This window comes from Ruegeria sp. CDSA193, from assembly GCF_059611885.1.
In genome coordinates this window covers 65,112-82,244 of record NZ_JBXWPN010000006.1, presented here as the reverse complement: position 1 = coordinate 82,244, position 17,133 = coordinate 65,112, and the positions used below count along the sequence as shown (strand labels likewise).

20 protein-coding genes are annotated in these 17,133 nt (G+C 58.3%); 18 read left to right on the top strand and 2 right to left on the bottom strand.

The window, feature by feature from the left end; translation table 11 throughout:
- Positions 1-6: 6 nt before the first annotated feature.
- Positions 7-1,197 (top strand): DegT/DnrJ/EryC1/StrS family aminotransferase, encoded by a 1,191-nt coding sequence (locus AC2FLG_RS12830; RefSeq protein WP_496706480.1) that lies wholly within the window; start codon positions 7-9, stop codon positions 1,195-1,197.
- Here AC2FLG_RS12830 and AC2FLG_RS12825 read toward each other — a convergent pair whose 3' ends face one another.
- Complete coding sequence (locus tag AC2FLG_RS12825) at positions 1,198-2,268, bottom strand: Hint domain-containing protein (RefSeq protein ID WP_496706478.1); 1,071 nt, start codon at positions 2,266-2,268, stop codon at positions 1,198-1,200. It abuts the gene before it with no gap.
- Between the two features lie 176 nt (positions 2,269-2,444).
- On the opposite strand from AC2FLG_RS12825, the gene AC2FLG_RS12820 reads away from it, so the two are divergent.
- The gene (locus tag AC2FLG_RS12820; RefSeq protein WP_496690857.1) at positions 2,445-3,608 is read left to right on the top strand and encodes an isovaleryl-CoA dehydrogenase; all 1,164 of its coding nucleotides are present in this window, start codon (positions 2,445-2,447) and stop codon (positions 3,606-3,608) included.
- 53 nt (positions 3,609-3,661) lie between these two features.
- Here AC2FLG_RS12820 and AC2FLG_RS12815 read toward each other — a convergent pair whose 3' ends face one another.
- Positions 3,662-4,267: an OmpW/AlkL family protein gene (locus tag AC2FLG_RS12815; protein ID WP_142635181.1), complete on the bottom strand. Its 606-nt coding sequence runs from the start codon at positions 4,265-4,267 to the stop codon at positions 3,662-3,664.
- Positions 4,268-4,403: 136 nt separating this feature from the next.
- Between AC2FLG_RS12815 and AC2FLG_RS12810 the strand changes: the two genes are divergently transcribed.
- The 16 genes from AC2FLG_RS12810 to AC2FLG_RS12735 all read left to right on the top strand — a co-directional run bounded on the left by AC2FLG_RS12810 (position 4,404) and on the right by AC2FLG_RS12735 (position 17,126).
- On the top strand, positions 4,404-5,930 hold the full coding sequence (locus AC2FLG_RS12810) for an AMP-binding protein (protein WP_496706476.1): 1,527 nt from the start codon (positions 4,404-4,406) through the stop codon (positions 5,928-5,930).
- Between the two features lie 5 nt (positions 5,931-5,935).
- The gene (locus AC2FLG_RS12805) at positions 5,936-6,448 is read left to right on the top strand and encodes a hypothetical protein (protein ID WP_142634912.1); all 513 of its coding nucleotides are present in this window, start codon (positions 5,936-5,938) and stop codon (positions 6,446-6,448) included.
- Entirely contained in the window at positions 6,445-8,049 is a 1,605-nt protein-coding gene (locus AC2FLG_RS12800; protein ID WP_496706474.1) for a carboxyl transferase domain-containing protein, read from the top strand. Before AC2FLG_RS12805 ends, AC2FLG_RS12800 begins: the two co-directional genes overlap by 4 nt.
- A 1-nt stretch (position 8,050) precedes the next feature.
- Positions 8,051-8,476: an ASCH domain-containing protein gene (locus AC2FLG_RS12795; protein ID WP_496690855.1), complete on the top strand. Its 426-nt coding sequence runs from the start codon at positions 8,051-8,053 to the stop codon at positions 8,474-8,476.
- A gap of 3 nt (positions 8,477-8,479) precedes the next feature.
- Positions 8,480-10,411: an acetyl/propionyl/methylcrotonyl-CoA carboxylase subunit alpha gene (locus AC2FLG_RS12790; RefSeq protein WP_496706472.1), complete on the top strand. Its 1,932-nt coding sequence runs from the start codon at positions 8,480-8,482 to the stop codon at positions 10,409-10,411.
- A 64-nt stretch (positions 10,412-10,475) separates the two neighbouring features.
- Positions 10,476-11,330 carry a hydroxymethylglutaryl-CoA lyase gene (locus AC2FLG_RS12785; RefSeq protein WP_496706470.1) on the top strand — a complete coding sequence of 285 codons (855 nt, stop codon included), beginning with the start codon at positions 10,476-10,478 and terminating at the stop codon, positions 11,328-11,330.
- A gap of 3 nt (positions 11,331-11,333) precedes the next feature.
- Positions 11,334-12,116 carry a crotonase/enoyl-CoA hydratase family protein gene (locus tag AC2FLG_RS12780; RefSeq protein ID WP_496706468.1) on the top strand — a complete coding sequence of 261 codons (783 nt, stop codon included), beginning with the start codon at positions 11,334-11,336 and terminating at the stop codon, positions 12,114-12,116.
- A 182-nt stretch (positions 12,117-12,298) separates the two neighbouring features.
- Positions 12,299-12,664: an NADH-quinone oxidoreductase subunit A gene (locus AC2FLG_RS12775; protein WP_496690852.1), complete on the top strand. Its 366-nt coding sequence runs from the start codon at positions 12,299-12,301 to the stop codon at positions 12,662-12,664.
- Positions 12,655-13,188, top strand: coding sequence for a NuoB/complex I 20 kDa subunit family protein (locus AC2FLG_RS12770; protein WP_037307875.1), 534 nt, complete (start codon positions 12,655-12,657; stop codon positions 13,186-13,188). Before AC2FLG_RS12775 ends, AC2FLG_RS12770 begins: the two co-directional genes overlap by 10 nt.
- Before the next feature lie 10 nt (positions 13,189-13,198).
- Positions 13,199-13,804: an NADH-quinone oxidoreductase subunit C gene (locus AC2FLG_RS12765; RefSeq protein ID WP_496701738.1), complete on the top strand. Its 606-nt coding sequence runs from the start codon at positions 13,199-13,201 to the stop codon at positions 13,802-13,804.
- Positions 13,804-13,977 (top strand): hypothetical protein, encoded by a 174-nt coding sequence (locus AC2FLG_RS12760; protein ID WP_170433422.1) that lies wholly within the window; start codon positions 13,804-13,806, stop codon positions 13,975-13,977. Before AC2FLG_RS12765 ends, AC2FLG_RS12760 begins: the two co-directional genes overlap by 1 nt.
- Positions 13,978-13,984: 7 nt before the next feature.
- Positions 13,985-14,110 carry a hypothetical protein gene (locus AC2FLG_RS12755; RefSeq protein WP_496689750.1) on the top strand — a complete coding sequence of 42 codons (126 nt, stop codon included), beginning with the start codon at positions 13,985-13,987 and terminating at the stop codon, positions 14,108-14,110.
- The gene (locus tag AC2FLG_RS12750; RefSeq protein ID WP_496706466.1) at positions 14,110-15,333 is read left to right on the top strand and encodes an NADH-quinone oxidoreductase subunit D; all 1,224 of its coding nucleotides are present in this window, start codon (positions 14,110-14,112) and stop codon (positions 15,331-15,333) included. Before AC2FLG_RS12755 ends, AC2FLG_RS12750 begins: the two co-directional genes overlap by 1 nt.
- A complete protein-coding gene (locus AC2FLG_RS12745; RefSeq protein WP_496706464.1) occupies positions 15,330-15,782 on the top strand; it encodes a hypothetical protein in 453 nt (150 codons plus the stop codon). The genes AC2FLG_RS12750 and AC2FLG_RS12745 overlap by 4 nt, the downstream gene beginning before the upstream one ends.
- On the top strand, positions 15,772-16,872 hold the full coding sequence (nuoE, locus tag AC2FLG_RS12740) for an NADH-quinone oxidoreductase subunit NuoE (protein ID WP_496706462.1): 1,101 nt from the start codon (positions 15,772-15,774) through the stop codon (positions 16,870-16,872). Before AC2FLG_RS12745 ends, nuoE begins: the two co-directional genes overlap by 11 nt.
- A 32-nt stretch (positions 16,873-16,904) precedes the next feature.
- Positions 16,905-17,126 (top strand): DUF5337 domain-containing protein, encoded by a 222-nt coding sequence (locus AC2FLG_RS12735; protein ID WP_142634889.1) that lies wholly within the window; start codon positions 16,905-16,907, stop codon positions 17,124-17,126.
- Positions 17,127-17,133: the final 7 nt, after the last annotated feature.

Here is a 17,133-nt window from a genome sequence, read left to right as displayed (position 1 = left end):
GAAAAGATGACTGAGAAGTTTACTGGCAATTTCACCCAGCAGGAACCAATCCCGGATGAGGCGATCGAGGCGGCTCTGGCCGTTTTGCGTCATGGCCGGCTGCACAGATATAACGTGTCGCCCGGCGAACTGGCCGAGACCGCCCTGTTAGAACAGGAATTTGCCGCGCAGACCGGCGCAAAATATTGTCTGGCGGTCTCCTCGGGCGGCTATGCACTGGCGACAGCATTGCGCGCGATAGGGGTGCAGCCAGGAGATACGGTTCTGACCAACGCTTTCACCCTGGCGCCGGTGCCGGGGGCGATTGCCTCGATCGGAGCCAAGCCGGTATTTGTCGGTGTGACCGAAGCGCTGACGATTGATCTGGATGATCTCGAAAGCAAACTGGATCAGTCTGATGTGCTGATGCTCAGCCATATGCGCGGGCATCTGTGCGACATGGATCGGTTGATGCAAATCTGTGATGCCGCCGGTGTGGCTGTGATCGAAGATTGCGCGCACACGATGGGCGCCGCATGGTGCGGGCAAAAATCCGGACGGCAGGGCGTTATCGGGTGTTATTCCTGCCAGACCTACAAGCACATAAATTCCGGTGAAGGCGGGTTGTTGATTACCGATGACGAGGAACTGGCTGCCAAGGCGACGGTCCTTTCAGGATCCTACATGCTGTATGAGCGCCACCTTGCAGCGCCGGGCCCAGAGGTATTCGAGCGGATCAAGTACACCACGCCCAATGTCTCAGGGCGCATGGACAATTTGAGGGCCGCGATCCTTAGGCCACAACTTCGCAACCTGGAACAACAGATTGACCGGTGGAATGAGCGCTATGTCGAGATCGAAAAAGGGCTGCGCGGCACGCCGGGACTTACCATTGTCGAACGACCCGAGGCGGAAACTTATGTGGGCTCGTCGATTCAGTTCTTGCTGCTGGACTGGTCACCCGAACGGATTGCTCTTGTGATGCAGCGCTGCGCGGCGCGTGGTGTGGATCTGAAATGGTTCGGCGGAGCAGAGCCCACCGGGTTTACTTCGCGCTATGACAGTTGGCGATATGTGGAAAGCGCGCCTCTGCCTGCGAGTGACCGCATTTTGACCGGGATCATGGATATGCGGGTGCCATTGACTTTTTCACTGGATGATTGCCGGTTGATCGCACGGATCATTCGCTCTGAAGTCGGCGCGGTGTTCCAGTCCTGATCACATTGCCTGCGATTCGAGCGGGGATTTTTGGTTCTTCCGCAGCCGCTCGACCAGTCGTTTTTGCAGCCGATTTTCAGGGATCGGATAAGACGGCACCGTATTTTTGGCTTCCAGCAGATTTGGAAAGATCATTTGGATTTCTTCGCGGGCCTGCGCCGTAACGGATGCCAGTGACGTGTCGGTCAGCAACAGGCTTTCGCTCGGGGCGCCATTTGCAAAAACGATTTCGTGGTTGTCGAACAGCAGGTGGTAATACACAACCTGATCAAGGCTGTTGTCTATCTCGATTCCCGGCAATTCCGACAGCTTGATAGCCGCGACCAGCACATCCGGCGATCCGAACATGCGCTGCGCCACCGCCGAAGAGATTTGCATTCTGTGCTGCCGGGAAACCAGAAGATCCTGTTTCGGCAAACCGTCCCCCAATGCGGATTTCGCGATTCGAACCGGATTCAGGTTTGGATTGATTGCCAGATCGGTTGCCGAAAGATGCCGCTGTCCGATCCATCTGACCGGTTTCAGCCCCGATCGGGTCAGCACAAGATCACCTTCACGCAAGGTTTCAACGGGACGTTCCCCGAGTTCCGTCTCGATCAGGGTGCCCTGACAAAAACACACCAGTAACTCGATGTTATCGACAATGGCGCCAAGGCTATCATTAAGGCCAAGTTCGGTAAGGCGCAGGGTATAGTCACCGGCGGAAGGGAAATCGACCTGCATGGTGAATGTGGAAAAGCTGTTCGCAGTCGGCAGGACAGTCATCGAGGCGATAACGACGCCGTTGCTGTCCAGAATCTCGACGGTAAATCCTTCGCTGCCTGCATTTGAGTTAGATGCCGTCCTAAGTGCGGAATCCAGGCTAAGCTCGCCGGATTTGGGGTCATCCAGCGTAAAGGTTTGCTCCATCACCGTGACTTGGCTTGCGTTGCCATCCATTTCGGCCACACGATTCGATGAACCATTCCCGAGATAGGCACCTTCAGTGTGGTCAGCTTCGATATCCGTACCAGACCAATTTGCGGAACCGCTATTAAAAGTACCATTTACGATGACATTGGTTGGGGCCATTCGCAGAATCCTTGAAGCAAAAAACCTTAACGGCTTTGGCGATCTAATCGTCGAGTATGGTGAATTTGTGACGCTCCGGATCGGCTCGCGGGTGAACCTTTTTCGGTCAGCGCTTGACCCGGGTTCATGGTCATGGCAGATTATTTGAACAATCGTTCATTTACTGGGAGAGTTCGATGTTCACGGCGGCCATGCAATTCGATCTGGGTGAAGATGTGAACGCACTGCGTGAAATGGTGCATCGCTGGGCGCAAGAGCGGGTGAAGCCGATGGCCGCGAAGGTCGATGCCTCGAACGCGTTTCCCAATGAGCTTTGGCGCGAGATGGGCGAATTGGGCCTGCTGGGAATTACAGTGTCCGAGGAATATGGTGGCGCGGCCATGTCCTATCTGGCCCATACCGTCGCGGTCGAAGAAGTGGCGCGGGCCTCTGCCTCAATCTCATTGTCATACGGGGCGCATTCAAACCTGTGCGTCAATCAGATCAAGCTGAACGGCAGCCCAGAGCAAAAGGCGAAATATCTGCCTCGGTTGATTTCCGGCGAACATGTGGGTGCGCTGGCCATGTCTGAGGCGTCCGCCGGATCAGACGTCGTTTCGATGAAGCTGAAGGCGGAAAAGCGCAACGACCACTACCGGCTGAACGGAAGCAAATACTGGATCACGAACGGGCCGGACGCGGATACTCTGGTCGTTTACGCCAAGACGGATCCTGATGCTGGATCCAAAGGGATCACCGCCTTTCTGGTCGAAAAAGAGATGACGGGCTTTTCCACGTCGCCCCATTTCGACAAGCTGGGCATGCGCGGATCAAACACGGCGGAATTGATTTTTGATGACGTCGAGGTGCCCTTTGAAAATGTTCTGGGCGAAGAGGGTAAGGGTGTCGCGGTTCTGATGTCAGGGCTGGACTACGAACGCGTTGTGCTCGCCGGGATCGGAACCGGAATCATGGCCGCCTGTCTGGACGAAGTCATGCCGTATTTGGCCGAGCGCAAGCAGTTCGGCAAACCGATTGGCAGCTTTCAGCTGATGCAAGGCAAGATTGCTGACATGTACACGGCCACGAATTCTGCCCGGGCTTATGTCTACGAGGTCGCCAAGGCCTGTGACCGTGGGGATGTGACCCGGCAAGATGCGGCAGCGTGCTGTCTGTATGCTTCGGAACAGGCCATGACGCAGGCCCATCAGGCAGTTCAGGCTATGGGCGGCGCGGGGTTCCTGTCGGATTCGCCGGTCAGCCGCATATTCCGCGACGCCAAGCTGATGGAAATCGGCGCCGGCACCAGCGAAATCCGCCGGATGCTGATCGGACGGGAACTGATGAACGAAATGCTCTGAGCAAAAAAAACGCCCCACCGACGAGGTAACGGCAGGGCGTTCTGTGTAAAGGATCAGAAGCGGTGAACGTAGGATACGCCGACCAGCCAAGGATCGATTTCAGCGGTGCCGATATCGGCACCGTTCAGTGTGACATCCGAGTCGATATCGAACCAGCGAACGTTCAGACGCACGGCACCTTTTTCGGTGACCATATAGTCCAGACCGGCCTGCAGTGCGAGGCCGACCGAGTTGTCGAGTTCGAGATCACCGAGAGCCGATTTTTCGTCGAAGAAGATGGTATAGTTGATGCCCGCGCCGACATAGGGTTTCCAGACCGAGTTGGTCGGGAAGTGATAGTTCAGCGACAGTGTGGGCGGCAGGTGTTTGACGGTCCCTGCGTCGAGGCTGCCACCCAGTGTGACCTCATGGCTGAACGGTGTGGCGGCCAGCAGCTCGATACCCAGATTATCCCGAACGAAATACTCGGCAGTAAAGATCGGGCGTGTGTCGGAATCGACATCTGCATCCAGCCCGGCGAGGGACCCATTGTCGGATTTCGGGTCGAGATAGCCGACACCGACACCAACGGTCCAGTCGCCCTGATTTTGGGCGAAAACGGGCGCAGCAAACGCGACGAGCGCGGTCGAAAGAGTCAAAGCGGCGAGTTTCTTGGTCATTTTACGGCCTTTGGATTTGTTGATGACCGGGTTTTGCATGAAGCAGAGCCCGCCGACTCTGATCTGCATCAAATTCCCGTGACCGTCTTTGGTGGCTCGATTCAGAAAAGACATAGAAAAACAAAGGGTTTCGGTAATGTGTCCCGCTGAAGGCATACCTGGTTTGCATCAGGGTGGGGGCTGGGATCTGCCGGACCGGTTGAACATGGCGCGGCAATGCTTGGAACAGCCCCCAGAGCAGACGGCGATCATCGATCTGACCGGGGGTGAGGGCAAGGTCGTCACGTTTGCACAACTCGGACGCTTGGCCGATGACATCGCACTCGCCTTGCTCGATCGGGTGCGGCCTGGGGATCGCGTTGGAGTACTGCTCAGCCAGTCACCCGGCTGCGCGGCGGCGCATCTTGCGATCTGGAAGATCGGCGCGATTTCGGTGCCTTTGTTTAAATTGTTCAAACATGATGCGCTGGCCTCGCGTGTCGCGGATGCAGGGGCGCAACTGGTGTTGACAGACGCAGAGGGTGCTGCGCTGCTGGGGGATTTGGCCGTACCGGTTCGGGTCGATCAGATAGCTCCGTCTGATGATCCGGTGCCCTTTGCGGATACCGGCCCCGAGGATCCGGCAGTTCTGATCTATACTTCCGGCACCACGGGCAGCCCCAAAGGCGCGCTGCATGGGCATCGGGTTTTGACCGGCCATTTGCCGGGGGTCTCGATCAGCCACAACCATCTGCGCGAAGGTGACTTTCTGTGGACGCCCGCCGACTGGGCATGGATTGGCGGGTTGTTCGATGTGTTGATGCCAGGGCTGGCACTGGGCATTCCCGTTGTGGCGGCCCGGCTTGAGAAATTCACCCCAGAGGCCTGTGTAGATGTGATCGCACGTGGCGGGGTACGGAACGTGTTCTTTCCGCCTACCGCATTGCGGATGCTCAAGGCCACGGATCAGGCGATCCCCGGTCTGCGCTCGGTCGCTTCCGGAGGGGAGCCGCTGGGTGCCGAGATGTTGGAATGGGGGAAGCAGGCGTTCGGCCTGACGATCAACGAATTCTACGGCCAGACCGAATGCAACATGGTCGTGTCTTCCTGCGCTGAGGATTTTCCGGTGCGCCCGGGTTGCATCGGTAAACCGGTTCCTGGGCATGAAGTTGCAGTGATCGACCAGGATGGCCAGCCCACAGATCAAGAGGGCGACGTGGCCATCCGCCGAGGCTCGGCCTCGATGCTGCTGGAATACTGGAACCGACCTGAGGCCACGGCCGAGAAGTTCCGCGGCGATTGGCTGATCACCGGAGATCGCGGCATGTGGGAGGGTGAGTACTTACGCTTTGTTGGCCGCGATGACGATGTGATCACTTCCGCCGGGTATCGCATCGGCCCTGCTGAGATCGAGGATTGCCTGTTGACCCATCCGGCGGTGGCGACAGTTGGTGTGGTCGGTAAACCTGATCCTTTGCGGACTGAGATTGTGAAGGCCTATGTCGTGTTGAAACCGGGAGCCACGGTTGCGGAGCGAGAGTTGCAGGATTGGGTCAAGGATCGTCTGGCGCAGTATTCCTATCCGCGCGAAGTGGCGTTTCTGGAAGAATTGCCGATGACGGTGACGGGGAAGGTGATCCGGAAGGATTTGAAGGCGCGTGCGGTGGGTGAGGTAAGGCAATGAGTCGAATGTTAGTCAGCATCGCATTTTTCTTTGCAACATTTCCGTCTTTCGTTGCAGCTGGAGATTTTCGCCTTGCTGATGCGTTGATGAAATCATGCCTTCAAACCTTTTCGGAGGTCCTAATTGAGACACTGGAAAAAGTGACCGATGAAAGCACATTGATTGACGTTCGTGGTGCAGCGTCTCAGGATGTGGCGCTTTGTGCGGGGCTCGCAATCGATGTTTGTTCTGTTGGTATTCTGGAAAGTCAGGACCAGTGCTTTTCTAAACTCGAAATGAGTATCGACGAAATTCGACAAAAAACGATCACGAATCTTCCCGAGACCATCTCTGGCACATTTCGATCCCGAAGTTACCGATTCGCATTTGCCCGCGCAAAAGAACCGGCAATACGCCTTGATCCAAGCCCTACGGTTCCACCGCAACTGACCAGTGTGCTGTCCGAGGCGATGCGCCTCGCAGACGCGCGTACGGCGCAGCGACTCCAGATTTACGCTCAAAGAGAGGTTCAGGAATGAAACTCACATCCAAATCCATGCCCGCCTCCGAGGGTTTCAAAGCAAACCGCGCGGCCCATCTCGACGCGCTGGCGCAAATCTCTGCCGCTGCGGAAGCGGCCCGTCTGGGCGGGGGTGAAAAATCCCGCGCGCGGCATGAATCCCGTGGCAAGATGCTCCCCAGGCGCCGGGTTGCGAACCTGCTGGACCCAGGGTCCCCGTTTCTGGAAATCGGCGCGACGGCGGCGCATGGGATGTATGGCGATGCCGCGCCAAGCGCTGGTGTGATTGCGGGCATTGGCCGGGTGCAGGGGCGCGAGGTCATGGTGGTTTGCAACGACGCCACCGTGAAGGGCGGCACTTATTATCCGATGTCGGTCAAGAAACACCTGCGCGCGCAGGAGATTGCCGAGGAAAGCCAACTCCCCTGTATCTATCTGGTCGACAGCGGCGGGGCGAACCTGCCCAACCAGGATGAGGTCTTTCCCGACCGCGACCACTTTGGCCGCATCTTCTATAATCAGGCCCGGATGAGCGCGAAGGGTATCCCTCAGATCGCGGTGGTCATGGGTTCGTGTACGGCGGGCGGGGCCTATGTGCCCGCGATGTCGGATGTGACGATCATCGTCAAAGATCAGGGCACGATCTTTCTGGCAGGTCCGCCTTTGGTCAAGGCCGCGACCGGGGAGGTTGTCAGCGCCGAGGATCTGGGCGGTGGCGACGTCCATACCCGTCTGTCCGGCGTGGCCGATTACCTGGCTGAGGACGACGCCCACGCGCTGGCCTTGGCGCGGCAGGCGGTGGGATCTCTGAACCTGCGCAAACCGCAGACCGTGGATTGGGCCAGCCCCGAAGACCCGGCTTATGACCCCGAGGAAATTCTGGGCGTTGTTCCCGCCGACCTGCGCACGCCCTATGATATCCGCGAGGTGATCGCGCGGCTTGTCGATGGCTCTCGGTTCGACGAATTCAAACCGCGCTTTGGTGAGACGCTTGTGACCGGGTTTGCCCATGTCAAAGGCTGCCCGGTTGGGATCATCGCCAACAACGGCGTGCTGTTTTCCGAGGCCGCCCAAAAGGGCGCGCATTTTGTCGAGCTGTGCTCGCAACGCAAAATTCCGCTGGTATTCCTGCAAAATATCACCGGCTTTATGGTGGGCCGCAAATACGAAAACGAAGGCATCGCGCGGCACGGGGCAAAGATGGTGACAGCCGTTGCCACGACCTCGGTGCCCAAGATCACCATGCTTGTCGGGGGCTCGTTCGGGGCCGGGAACTATGGCATGGCCGGGCGGGCCTATCAGCCGAGGTTCCTGTGGACTTGGCCGAACTCGCGTATTTCCGTAATGGGGGGCGAGCAGGCGGCGGGCGTGCTGGCCACCGTCAAACGAGACGGGATCGAGCGGCAGGGTGGCAGCTGGTCGGCTGAGGAAGAGATCGAATTCAAGCGCCCAACATTGGATATGTTCGAGGAACAATCTCACCCACTCTATGCCTCGGCGCGCCTATGGGATGATGGCATCATCGACCCGCGCAAAAGTCGCGATGTTCTGGCCTTGTCGCTGAGTGCCGCCCTGAATGCCCCGATTAAGGAGACACGTTTCGGCGTGTTCAGGATGTAAGATGAACGTTTCTTTGAATGATGTCATGGCCCGCTATCCGGGTGCTCAGACTTTCAAGTTTGGTGACAACGCAACGTTGAGCGCAGAACTTTTGGCCTTAGTGCGTGCAGGAAGGAAAACAGCAACCTGCGGTGCTTTGCGAGACTATCCCGAAGGCAGTGCTGATACTCCGGTCGTTGGGCGGCGCGATATCGCTTTGGACTGGGATGGCCGTCCCGCGCTGGTGATCGAAACGATTGAGGTAACGACCTGCCGATATTGCGATGTGACCGAGGATTTTGCGCTGGCCGAGGGCGAGAATGAGACGCTTGAAGGATGGCGCGAAGATCACCGCCGGTATTTCGAGCGAAACGGCGGGTTTGATCCCGAAATGGAATTGCTCTGCGAGCGGTTCCGACTTGTCGAAGATCTCGGGGTTGAGGGGTAAGCCATGTTCAGCAAAATCTTGATTGCCAACCGGGGTGAGATTGCCTGCCGCGTCATGGAAACCGCTCAGAAAATGGGCGTTACTTGCGTGGCCGTGTATTCCGAAGCGGATGCCTCCGCCAAGCACGTGCAAATGGCAGATGAGGCGGTGCATATCGGTGGCGCGGCCCCGGCGGACAGCTATTTAAAGGGTGATGTGATCATTCAGGCAGCGCTGGATACGGGCGCGCAGGCGATCCACCCCGGCTATGGGTTTCTGTCTGAAAACCCCGGTTTCGTTGACGCTGTTGAGGCTGCGGGTCTGATCTTTATCGGGCCCTCGGCGGATGCGATCCGCAAGATGGGCCTCAAAGACGCGGCAAAAGTGTTGATGGAGCAGGCGGGCGTGCCCGTGGTTCCGGGTTATCACGGCGATAACCAAGACCCTGATCATCTGGCGGGCGCGGCCCAGACCATCGGCTATCCAGTGCTGATCAAGGCCGTTGCGGGGGGCGGCGGCAAGGGGATGCGGCTGGTAGAGCACCCCGAAGACTTTACTGAGGCTCTAGACAGTGCGCGGGGAGAGGCGAAAACCGCCTTTGGCAACGATGCCGTTCTGGTCGAAAAATTCGTTTCCAAGCCCCGGCATATCGAGGTGCAGGTGTTCGGCGATGGCACCCAGGCGGTGCATCTGTTCGAACGCGATTGTTCGCTGCAGCGGCGGCACCAGAAGGTGATCGAAGAAGCACCGGCGCCCGGAATGACGGTTGAAATGCGTGAGGCCATGGGGCAGGCGGGCGTGCGGGCCGCCGAGGCGATTGGCTACAAAGGCGCAGGTACGGTTGAGTTCATCGTTGATGCATCGGACGGGCTGCGCCCGGATCGGTTCTGGTTCATGGAGATGAACACGCGCTTGCAGGTGGAACACCCCGTGACCGAGGCGATTACCGGCGTTGATCTGGTCGAATGGCAGTTGCGAGTCGCTTCGGGTGAGGCGTTGCCAAAAACGCAGGATGACCTGACGATCAACGGGCATGCGTTCGAAGCCCGGCTTTACGCCGAGGACGTGCCCAAAGGGTTTCTGCCCGCAACAGGTACGCTGACACATCTGCGCTTTCCTGCGGAATGCCGCGCCGATAGCGGAGTGCGGTCCGGCGATACAATCAGCCCCTGGTACGATCCGATGATTGCCAAGGTCGTGGTGCATGGCCCGACGCGTGCGGTGGCGCTGGAAAACCTGCACCGCGTTCTGCGGCGGACCGAGGTTGCCGGGACGGTCACGAATCTCTCGTTTCTTGGCGCGCTGACCCGGCACCCTGGATTTGCGGCGGGCGATGTCGATACCGGGCTGATCGGTCGGGATATCGACGGGCTGGTCCGAACTTCTGATGCGCGCGCGCGCTTGATTGTTGCAGCAGCCATGACGGCGCTTGATCTGGTCGAGACCGGGCCCGACACGGGTTTCAGCCTGTGGGCGCCGCTGCACCGGGCCGTCCAGTTGAAGTGCGATAGCGAGCTCATTGATCTAGACGTACAGGTCGAAGGACCTGACCGGCAGGTCTGGCAGATCAAGGACACAACGGTTCTGGCGCAACGGCGCAATGGAGGCTGGTACATTGATGACCGCCCGATGCCGCCCGTGGCACTGGCTGGTGTGACAATCACAGTATTCGATGACTATGGGCAAGTGTTTGAGCATGTCGATCCGCTCGATCGCGATGCAAGCGCCTTGGGCGATACGAATGTGGTCGAGGCGCCGATGCCCGGTCTGGTCAAGGCCATGTTCGCCACCGTAGGGCAAGCCGTTTCAGAAGGTGATCGACTGGCCATTCTGGAAGCCATGAAAATGGAACATTCCTTGCTGGCTGCCCGTGATGGCGTGATCGCCGAGGTGCTGGCCGAAACGGGCGCTCAGGTCGAGGCCGGCGCGGCGCTGGTCCGGCTGGAGGAGGAATGATCTGTCCCGCTGCGCCGCAACGTGGCACAGTCGGGACAACACGGCATAACGGGAGGCGAAAGCTATGGGTGAACGGGTCGACATTTTTGAAGTAGGGCCACGTGATGGGCTGCAGAACGAACAGCGGGAAATTCCTGTTGCCGAGAAGGTCGCTCTGATCGATTGCCTGAGCAAGGCGGGCTTCAATCGGATCGAAGTTGCCAGTTTTGTGTCTCCGAAATGGGTGCCCCAGATGGCTGGCAGTGCCGATGTTCTGGCCGGGATTCAGCGGGTTGGTAAGGTGCGCTATGCGGCGCTGACGCCTAATATGCGCGGGTACGAGGACGCCTTGTCTGCCAAAGCGGATGAGATTGCCGTATTCGCATCTGCCTCGGAAGGGTTCTCGAAGGCCAATGTCAACGCGACCATCGCCGAATCCATTGAGAGGTTCAAACCGATCCTAGAGGCTGCGCGCCATATTGACCTGCCGGTGCGCGGTTACGTGTCCTGCGTGACCGACTGCCCCTATGATGGTCCGATCCCACCCGAGAAGGTGGCCGAGATTGCGGACACACTATTTGCGCTGGGTTGCTATGAGGTATCGCTGGGAGATACGATCGGGCAAGGAACACCGGACACTATCGCCCATATGCTTCTGGCGGTGCGTGAGACGGTGCCTGTTACCCGCTTGGCGGGACATTTCCACGACACCAATGGTCGGGCCATCGACAATATCGACGCTGCATTGGCGCTGGGCGTGCGGACATTTGACTCAGCAGTCGGGGGGCTGGGCGGTTGCCCCTACGCACCTGCCGCAGCAGGGAACGTGGCCACCGAAGCCGTGGTCGCGCATCTAGAGCGTCTTGGATACGAAACGGGGCTTGATCTGGGGATCGTGGAACAAGCGGCACAAATGGCACTGGCCATGAGGGCGGGGTAGGCGATGTTTGAAACGATCTCGGTCACGGTTGATCCACGTGGCGTTGCAACGCTGACGCTGAACCGCCTCGAAAAGCATAATGCGATGTCCGCGCAGATGATCCGGGAACTGACACAAGCGGCGGTGCAGTTGGGCGGCGATGGCACTGTGCGCGTCGTCGTTCTGACCGGAGCAGGCAAAAGCTTTTGTGCCGGTGGGGATCTGGGCTGGATGCAGGACCAGATGGCGGCGGATCCTGAGACACGCTTTGTCGAGGCGCGAAAGCTGGCCGAGATGTTGCAGGCGTTGAACGTGATGCCCAAACCGCTGATCGGAGCGTTACAGGGCAACGCCTTTGGTGGCGGCGTGGGCCTTGCCGCCGTCTGCGACGTGGCAATAGGTGTCGAGACCCTGAAAATGGGCTTGACCGAGACGCGACTGGGCCTGATCCCGGCCACCATCGGCCCCTATGTTGTCGCTCGGATGGGGGCGGCACGTGCGCGGCGGGTCTTTATGTCGGCCCGATTGTTTGACGCGGCCGAGGCCGTCAATTTGGGCCTATTGGCCAAAACGGCCTCAGCAGAAGATCTGGCGGACGCTGTCGAGGCCGAGGTTGAACCTTATTTGTCATGTGCGCCTGGTGCGGTGGCCTCGGCCAAGGCCTTGGTCCATAGTCTGGGGCCGCGCGTTGACGATCCCGTTATCGACCAAACGATCCGGGCGCTGGTTGCGCGCTGGGAAACCGACGAGGCGCATGAGGGAATTAGCGCATTCTTCGACAAGCGAAAACCTGTATGGAATAGTTAGGTTTACGTTCTGTCGGTCTGGGCGTTTCACGGATCGAAGTTCGGCTGGAATGAAACGGAATATTAGGGTGCCATGCGATTGTGTTTGGTTGACCCTCTGACCCCGCGCGGATAGAGAATGTCCAGTCAACACGCTAATTGACGGCGCTCCCCTACGGGGCACGCGCAGGAAAGGAGCTATTCGTGGAAGACCTGCTGCGGGAGTACCTCCCGATCCTGGTGTTTCTGGTCGTCGCTGCGGGCCTTGGAATCGTCTTGATTCTTGCCGCTGTGGTGCTGGCCGTCCGCAATCCCGACCCTGAAAAGGTCAGCGCTTATGAATGCGGCTTCAACGCCTTCGACGATGCGCGGATGAAATTCGACGTCCGATTCTATCTGGTCGCGATTCTTTTCATCATCTTCGATCTGGAAATTGCGTTCCTGTTCCCTTGGGCCGTGGCTTTCAAAGACATCAGCGATGTCGGATTCTGGTCCATGATGGTGTTCCTGGGCGTTCTGACCATCGGCTTTGCCTATGAATGGAAGAAGGGGGCCCTGGAATGGGAGTGATGACGGGTGCAAACACCGCCGGCGTCGACAAAGAAGTCGCCACCCAGGCCCTGAATGCCGAGCTGCAGGACAAAGGCTTTCTGCTGACCTCGACGGAGGACATCATCAACTGGGCCCGAACCGGGTCGTTGCACTGGATGACCTTCGGGCTGGCCTGTTGCGCAGTTGAGATGATGCACACCTCGATGCCGCGTTATGATGCAGAACGGTTCGGTATCGCGCCACGCGCGTCCCCACGTCAGTCAGACGTTATGATTGTGGCCGGAACGCTGACCAACAAAATGGCGCCTGCGCTGCGTAAGGTCTATGACCAGATGCCCGAGCCGCGCTATGTGATCTCGATGGGATCCTGCGCCAACGGCGGCGGGTATTACCATTATTCCTATTCTGTTGTGCGCGGATGTGACCGCATTGTGCCGGTCGATATCTATGTGCCTGGATGCCCTCCAACGGCTGAGGCGCTGTTGTATGGTCTGATGCAGCTGCAGCGCAAAATCCGCCGCACCGGCACCATTGTACGCTGAGGAGGGGGCAATGAGCGAAGCACTCAAAGAACTCGGCGCGCAGCTGGAACTCAAACGGACCGATTGCGTTCTGTCCTGGGATGTCACCCATGATGAGTTGAACGTGGACGTGGCCCCGTCGAATCTTGTGGAATTTATCGAATTCCTGAAGGGCGATGCCAGTTGCAAGTTTTCGACCCTGGTGGACATCACAGCCGTTGACTATCCCGAACGGGCCAAGCGGTTCGATGTGGTCTATCACTTCCTGTCGATGTACCAGAACCAGCGTATCCGCCTGCGCGTGTCGATCCGTGAGGATGACATGGTGCCGTCGATTGTCGACGTTCACCCCTCGGCCAACTGGTTCGAGCGCGAGGTGTTCGATATGTTCGGCATCCTTTTCTCGGGCCATCCTGATCTGCGGCGAATCCTGACCGACTATGGCTTTCGTGGCTATCCGTTGCGCAAGGATTTCCCGACCACCGGTTATACCGAGGTCCGTTATGACGAGGCGCAAAAGCGTGTGGTCTATGAGCCGGTCAATCTGGTGCAGGAATACCGTCAGTTTGATTTCATGTCTCCGTGGGAGGGTGCGAATTACATCCTGCCCGGCGATGAGAAACAGGAGAACGAATAATGGGTGGCATTTGGTGGCTGATCCTATCTGCACTGACCATCATCCCGATGGTGAAGATTTTGCCGTTCTTCGGGATTAACAAATACTGGTGCCTGCTCTGTCTGATCCCCTTTGGCACGATCGCGTTGCTGTGGTGGGTCGGGCTGAAACTGCAAGAGCTGGAGCGCCGCTGAGATGATGATGCTGGGGGAACTGATCGTGCTGGGTGCGCTGGGGGTCCTTCTGGCGGGGGCTGCAGCCAAGGCGGCCGAGGCCGAAAAGGTTCGGGTTCGGGCTGATGCAAAAAAGAATAAGCGGGGGCGTTGATGGACGGCTCAAGATATGATGACGGCAGCACGGACGCGCTGAGCGGAGAACAGAAGATCCGCAATTTCAACATTAACTTTGGCCCGCAACACCCTGCGGCGCACGGGGTTTTGCGGCTTGTGCTTGAGCTGGATGGCGAGATTGTTGAGCGTTGCGACCCGCATATCGGTTTGTTGCACCGTGGCACCGAAAAGCTGATGGAAAGCCGGACGTATCTGCAGAACCTGCCGTATTTCGATCGTCTCGACTACGTTGCGCCGATGAACCAGGAACATGCCTGGTGTCTGGCCATCGAAAAGCTGACCGGAGTTGAGGTGCCGCGCCGCGGCTCATTGATCCGGGTACTGTATTCCGAGATCGGGCGCATTCTGAACCACTTGCTGAACGTGACCACCCAGGCGATGGATGTGGGCGCGTTGACTCCGCCGCTCTGGGGCTTTGAAGAGCGCGAAAAGCTGATGGTGTTCTATGAGCGGGCATGCGGTGCCCGCCTGCACGCGGCCTATTTCCGCCCCGGCGGCGTACATCAGGACCTGCCGCCGGAACTGCTGGACGATATCGAGGCGTGGAGCCACGAATTCCCCACCATTCTCGACGATATTGACGGTCTGCTGACCGAGAACCGCATCTTCAAACAGCGCAACGCCGATATTGGTGTGGTGACCGAGGATGACATTCAGAAATACGGCTTCTCGGGTGTCATGGTACGCGGATCGGGGCTGGCCTGGGATTTGCGCCGCGCGCAGCCCTATGAATGCTATGACGAATTCGAGTTCCAGATTCCGGTCGGCAAGAACGGCGACTGCTATGACCGCTATCTCTGCCGCATGGAAGAGATGCGCCAGTCCTTGCACATCATCCGTCAGGCCATCGCCAAAATCCGGGAATGCCCCGGAGACGTTCTGACCCGTGGCAAGATCACCCCGCCCAAACGCTCGGACATGAAGACCTCGATGGAAAGCCTGATCCATCACTTCAAGCTGTACACCGAAGGCTTCCACGTGCCTGCGGGCGAGGTCTATGCCGCCGTCGAGGCCCCGAAGGGTGAGTTCGGCGTCTATCTGGTCGCCGATGGCACCAACAAGCCTTACAGGGCCAAACTGCGCGCGCCGGGCTTCCTGCACCTGCAAGCCATGGATCACATCGCCGGAGGCCACCAACTGGCCGACGTCGCCGCGATTATTGGGACCATGGATGTCGTGTTCGGGGAGATTGACCGGTGAAGAAAGCGCATCTTGTTGGATCAGGAGCATTAGTTGTCGTGCTTGCATTCGCGATGCCAGTTCTTCGTGGTCCGACTGAGCACTTTGAACGTTCAATGATTTGTAACTTCAAAAAAGACGCATTGGCCGAACCTAACGCCCGAAGCGGTTGGGGCAATTCCGACTGCTATATAAAAGAGCAGGTGGACAACTGGTACTACATCGTTGGGGAGTATGGCTGGTCTTTAGGTTCCACTAATCATTCAGAAGCGATAGATGCACCGACTTTGCTCGTCAAAATTCGATCGGGGGAAACATCGATGAGCCGAGAATATGCGAATTTCTGCGAAGGAATTTTCATTTCGACACTGAACAACAACCGAGCTGAATTAGTTGGTATCATGGAAATCGATACTGCTGGTGGATTCTCGCTCTCCTGTCCTGCGGAGGAAACGTCGAATGCTGCGTAGGCTTCACCCCGAACAACCCGAGAACTTCACCTTCACTGCTGCCAACCGGCAATGGGCCGAAGCGCAGATCACCAAATACCCCGAAGGCCGTCAGGCCAGCGCGGTGATCCCTCTGCTGTGGCGCGCGCAAGAACAAGAGGGCTGGCTGAGCCGTCCGGCGATTGAATCCGTCGCTGACATGCTGGGCATGGCCTATATCCGCGTGCTCGAAGTCGCCTCGTTCTATTTCATGTTCCAGCTGCAGCCGGTTGGCTCGGTGGCGCATATTCAGGTGTGCGGGACCACGTCCTGCATGATCTGCGGGGCCGAGGATTTAATTGCGGTCTGCAAGGACAAGATCGCCGCCAAGCCGCATGCTTTGTCCGCCGATGGCAAGCTGAGCTGGGAAGAGGTCGAATGCCTTGGCTCTTGCACCAACGCGCCAATGGCGCAGATCGGCAAGGACTATTACGAAGACCTGACCGCCGAGGGTTTTGGCAAGATCATCGACGATCTGGCCGCTGGCAAGGTGCCGACACCGGGCCCTCAGAACGGGCGCTATGCGGCAGAGCCCTTGAAGGGACTGACCAGCCTGACAGAGTATGACAGCGGCCGAACCCAGTATAACGCCAGCGTTCAGTTGGCGACTGATCTGGGGGATACCGTCAAGCGCATCGACGGGACCGAGGTTCCGATCCTGACGCCATGGCTGGGCAAGGATGGCAAGGCGGCGGCGACAAAGGCTGCTCCGAATCCTCCCAAGGCCCCCGCACCGGCCAAACCCGCGGTGAAACAAGCGGCTGAGGCGAAGGCGGTCAAAGAAGACCAGCCCGACACGCTTTCGGGTGCGCGGGACGGCAAGTCGGACGATCTGAAGCTGCTTAAAGGTGTCGGGCCTAAGCTTGAGAAGACGCTGAACGAGCTGGGCTTCTATCATTATGATCAGATCGCCAAATGGACGCCCGAGCAGGTTGCCTGGGTTGATGCGCGGTTGAAGTTCAAAGGCCGGATCGAGAGAGACGGCTGGATTGATCAGGCCACCAAGCTGGCGGCGGGTGAAGAAACCGAGTTCGCCAAGCGGGCCAAGGACGACGGTACATACGAAGACTAGGATGTGTGCCCGCTCTGGGCATTTAGGACAAGATGGACAAGGACAAGGAACAGGCCATGGCCCGCAAGGGTCGACATATCGGAGTGGTCATCGCCGTGACCATGCTGGTCTGGCTTGCCATGACCATGTTCATTGGCCCTGCGATGGAACTGCCGGGACGCTATGCGCTGCTGTTTGATTTTGCCGCGCTGGCCGGGTTCATCTATGCGGGCGTCAACATTTTTCAACTCTGGCGCATGCGTCAGGACAGCTGAAGGTAAC

Bases quoted from the DNA above. Each gene is read 5' to 3' on its own strand.
- AC2FLG_RS12830 (WP_496706480.1), top strand. From the start codon at position 7: ATGACTGAGAAGTTTACTGGCAATTTCACCCAGCAGGAACCAATCCCG.
- AC2FLG_RS12825 (WP_496706478.1), bottom strand. From the start codon at position 2,268: ATGGCCCCAACCAATGTCATCGTAAATGGTACTTTTAATAGCGGTTCC.
- AC2FLG_RS12820 (WP_496690857.1), top strand. From the start codon at position 2,445: ATGTTCACGGCGGCCATGCAATTCGATCTGGGTGAAGATGTGAACGCA.
- AC2FLG_RS12815 (WP_142635181.1), bottom strand. From the start codon at position 4,267: ATGACCAAGAAACTCGCCGCTTTGACTCTTTCGACCGCGCTCGTCGCG.
- AC2FLG_RS12810 (WP_496706476.1), top strand. From the start codon at position 4,404: ATGTGTCCCGCTGAAGGCATACCTGGTTTGCATCAGGGTGGGGGCTGG.
- AC2FLG_RS12805 (WP_142634912.1), top strand. From the start codon at position 5,936: ATGTTAGTCAGCATCGCATTTTTCTTTGCAACATTTCCGTCTTTCGTT.
- AC2FLG_RS12800 (WP_496706474.1), top strand. From the start codon at position 6,445: ATGAAACTCACATCCAAATCCATGCCCGCCTCCGAGGGTTTCAAAGCA.
- AC2FLG_RS12795 (WP_496690855.1), top strand. From the start codon at position 8,051: ATGAACGTTTCTTTGAATGATGTCATGGCCCGCTATCCGGGTGCTCAG.
- AC2FLG_RS12790 (WP_496706472.1), top strand. From the start codon at position 8,480: ATGTTCAGCAAAATCTTGATTGCCAACCGGGGTGAGATTGCCTGCCGC.
- AC2FLG_RS12785 (WP_496706470.1), top strand. From the start codon at position 10,476: ATGGGTGAACGGGTCGACATTTTTGAAGTAGGGCCACGTGATGGGCTG.
- AC2FLG_RS12780 (WP_496706468.1), top strand. From the start codon at position 11,334: ATGTTTGAAACGATCTCGGTCACGGTTGATCCACGTGGCGTTGCAACG.
- AC2FLG_RS12770 (WP_037307875.1), top strand. From the start codon at position 12,655: ATGGGAGTGATGACGGGTGCAAACACCGCCGGCGTCGACAAAGAAGTC.
- AC2FLG_RS12765 (WP_496701738.1), top strand. From the start codon at position 13,199: ATGAGCGAAGCACTCAAAGAACTCGGCGCGCAGCTGGAACTCAAACGG.
- AC2FLG_RS12760 (WP_170433422.1), top strand. From the start codon at position 13,804: ATGGGTGGCATTTGGTGGCTGATCCTATCTGCACTGACCATCATCCCG.
- AC2FLG_RS12755 (WP_496689750.1), top strand. From the start codon at position 13,985: ATGCTGGGGGAACTGATCGTGCTGGGTGCGCTGGGGGTCCTTCTGGCG.
- AC2FLG_RS12750 (WP_496706466.1), top strand. From the start codon at position 14,110: ATGGACGGCTCAAGATATGATGACGGCAGCACGGACGCGCTGAGCGGA.
- nuoE (WP_496706462.1), top strand. From the start codon at position 15,772: ATGCTGCGTAGGCTTCACCCCGAACAACCCGAGAACTTCACCTTCACT.
- AC2FLG_RS12735 (WP_142634889.1), top strand. From the start codon at position 16,905: ATGGACAAGGACAAGGAACAGGCCATGGCCCGCAAGGGTCGACATATC.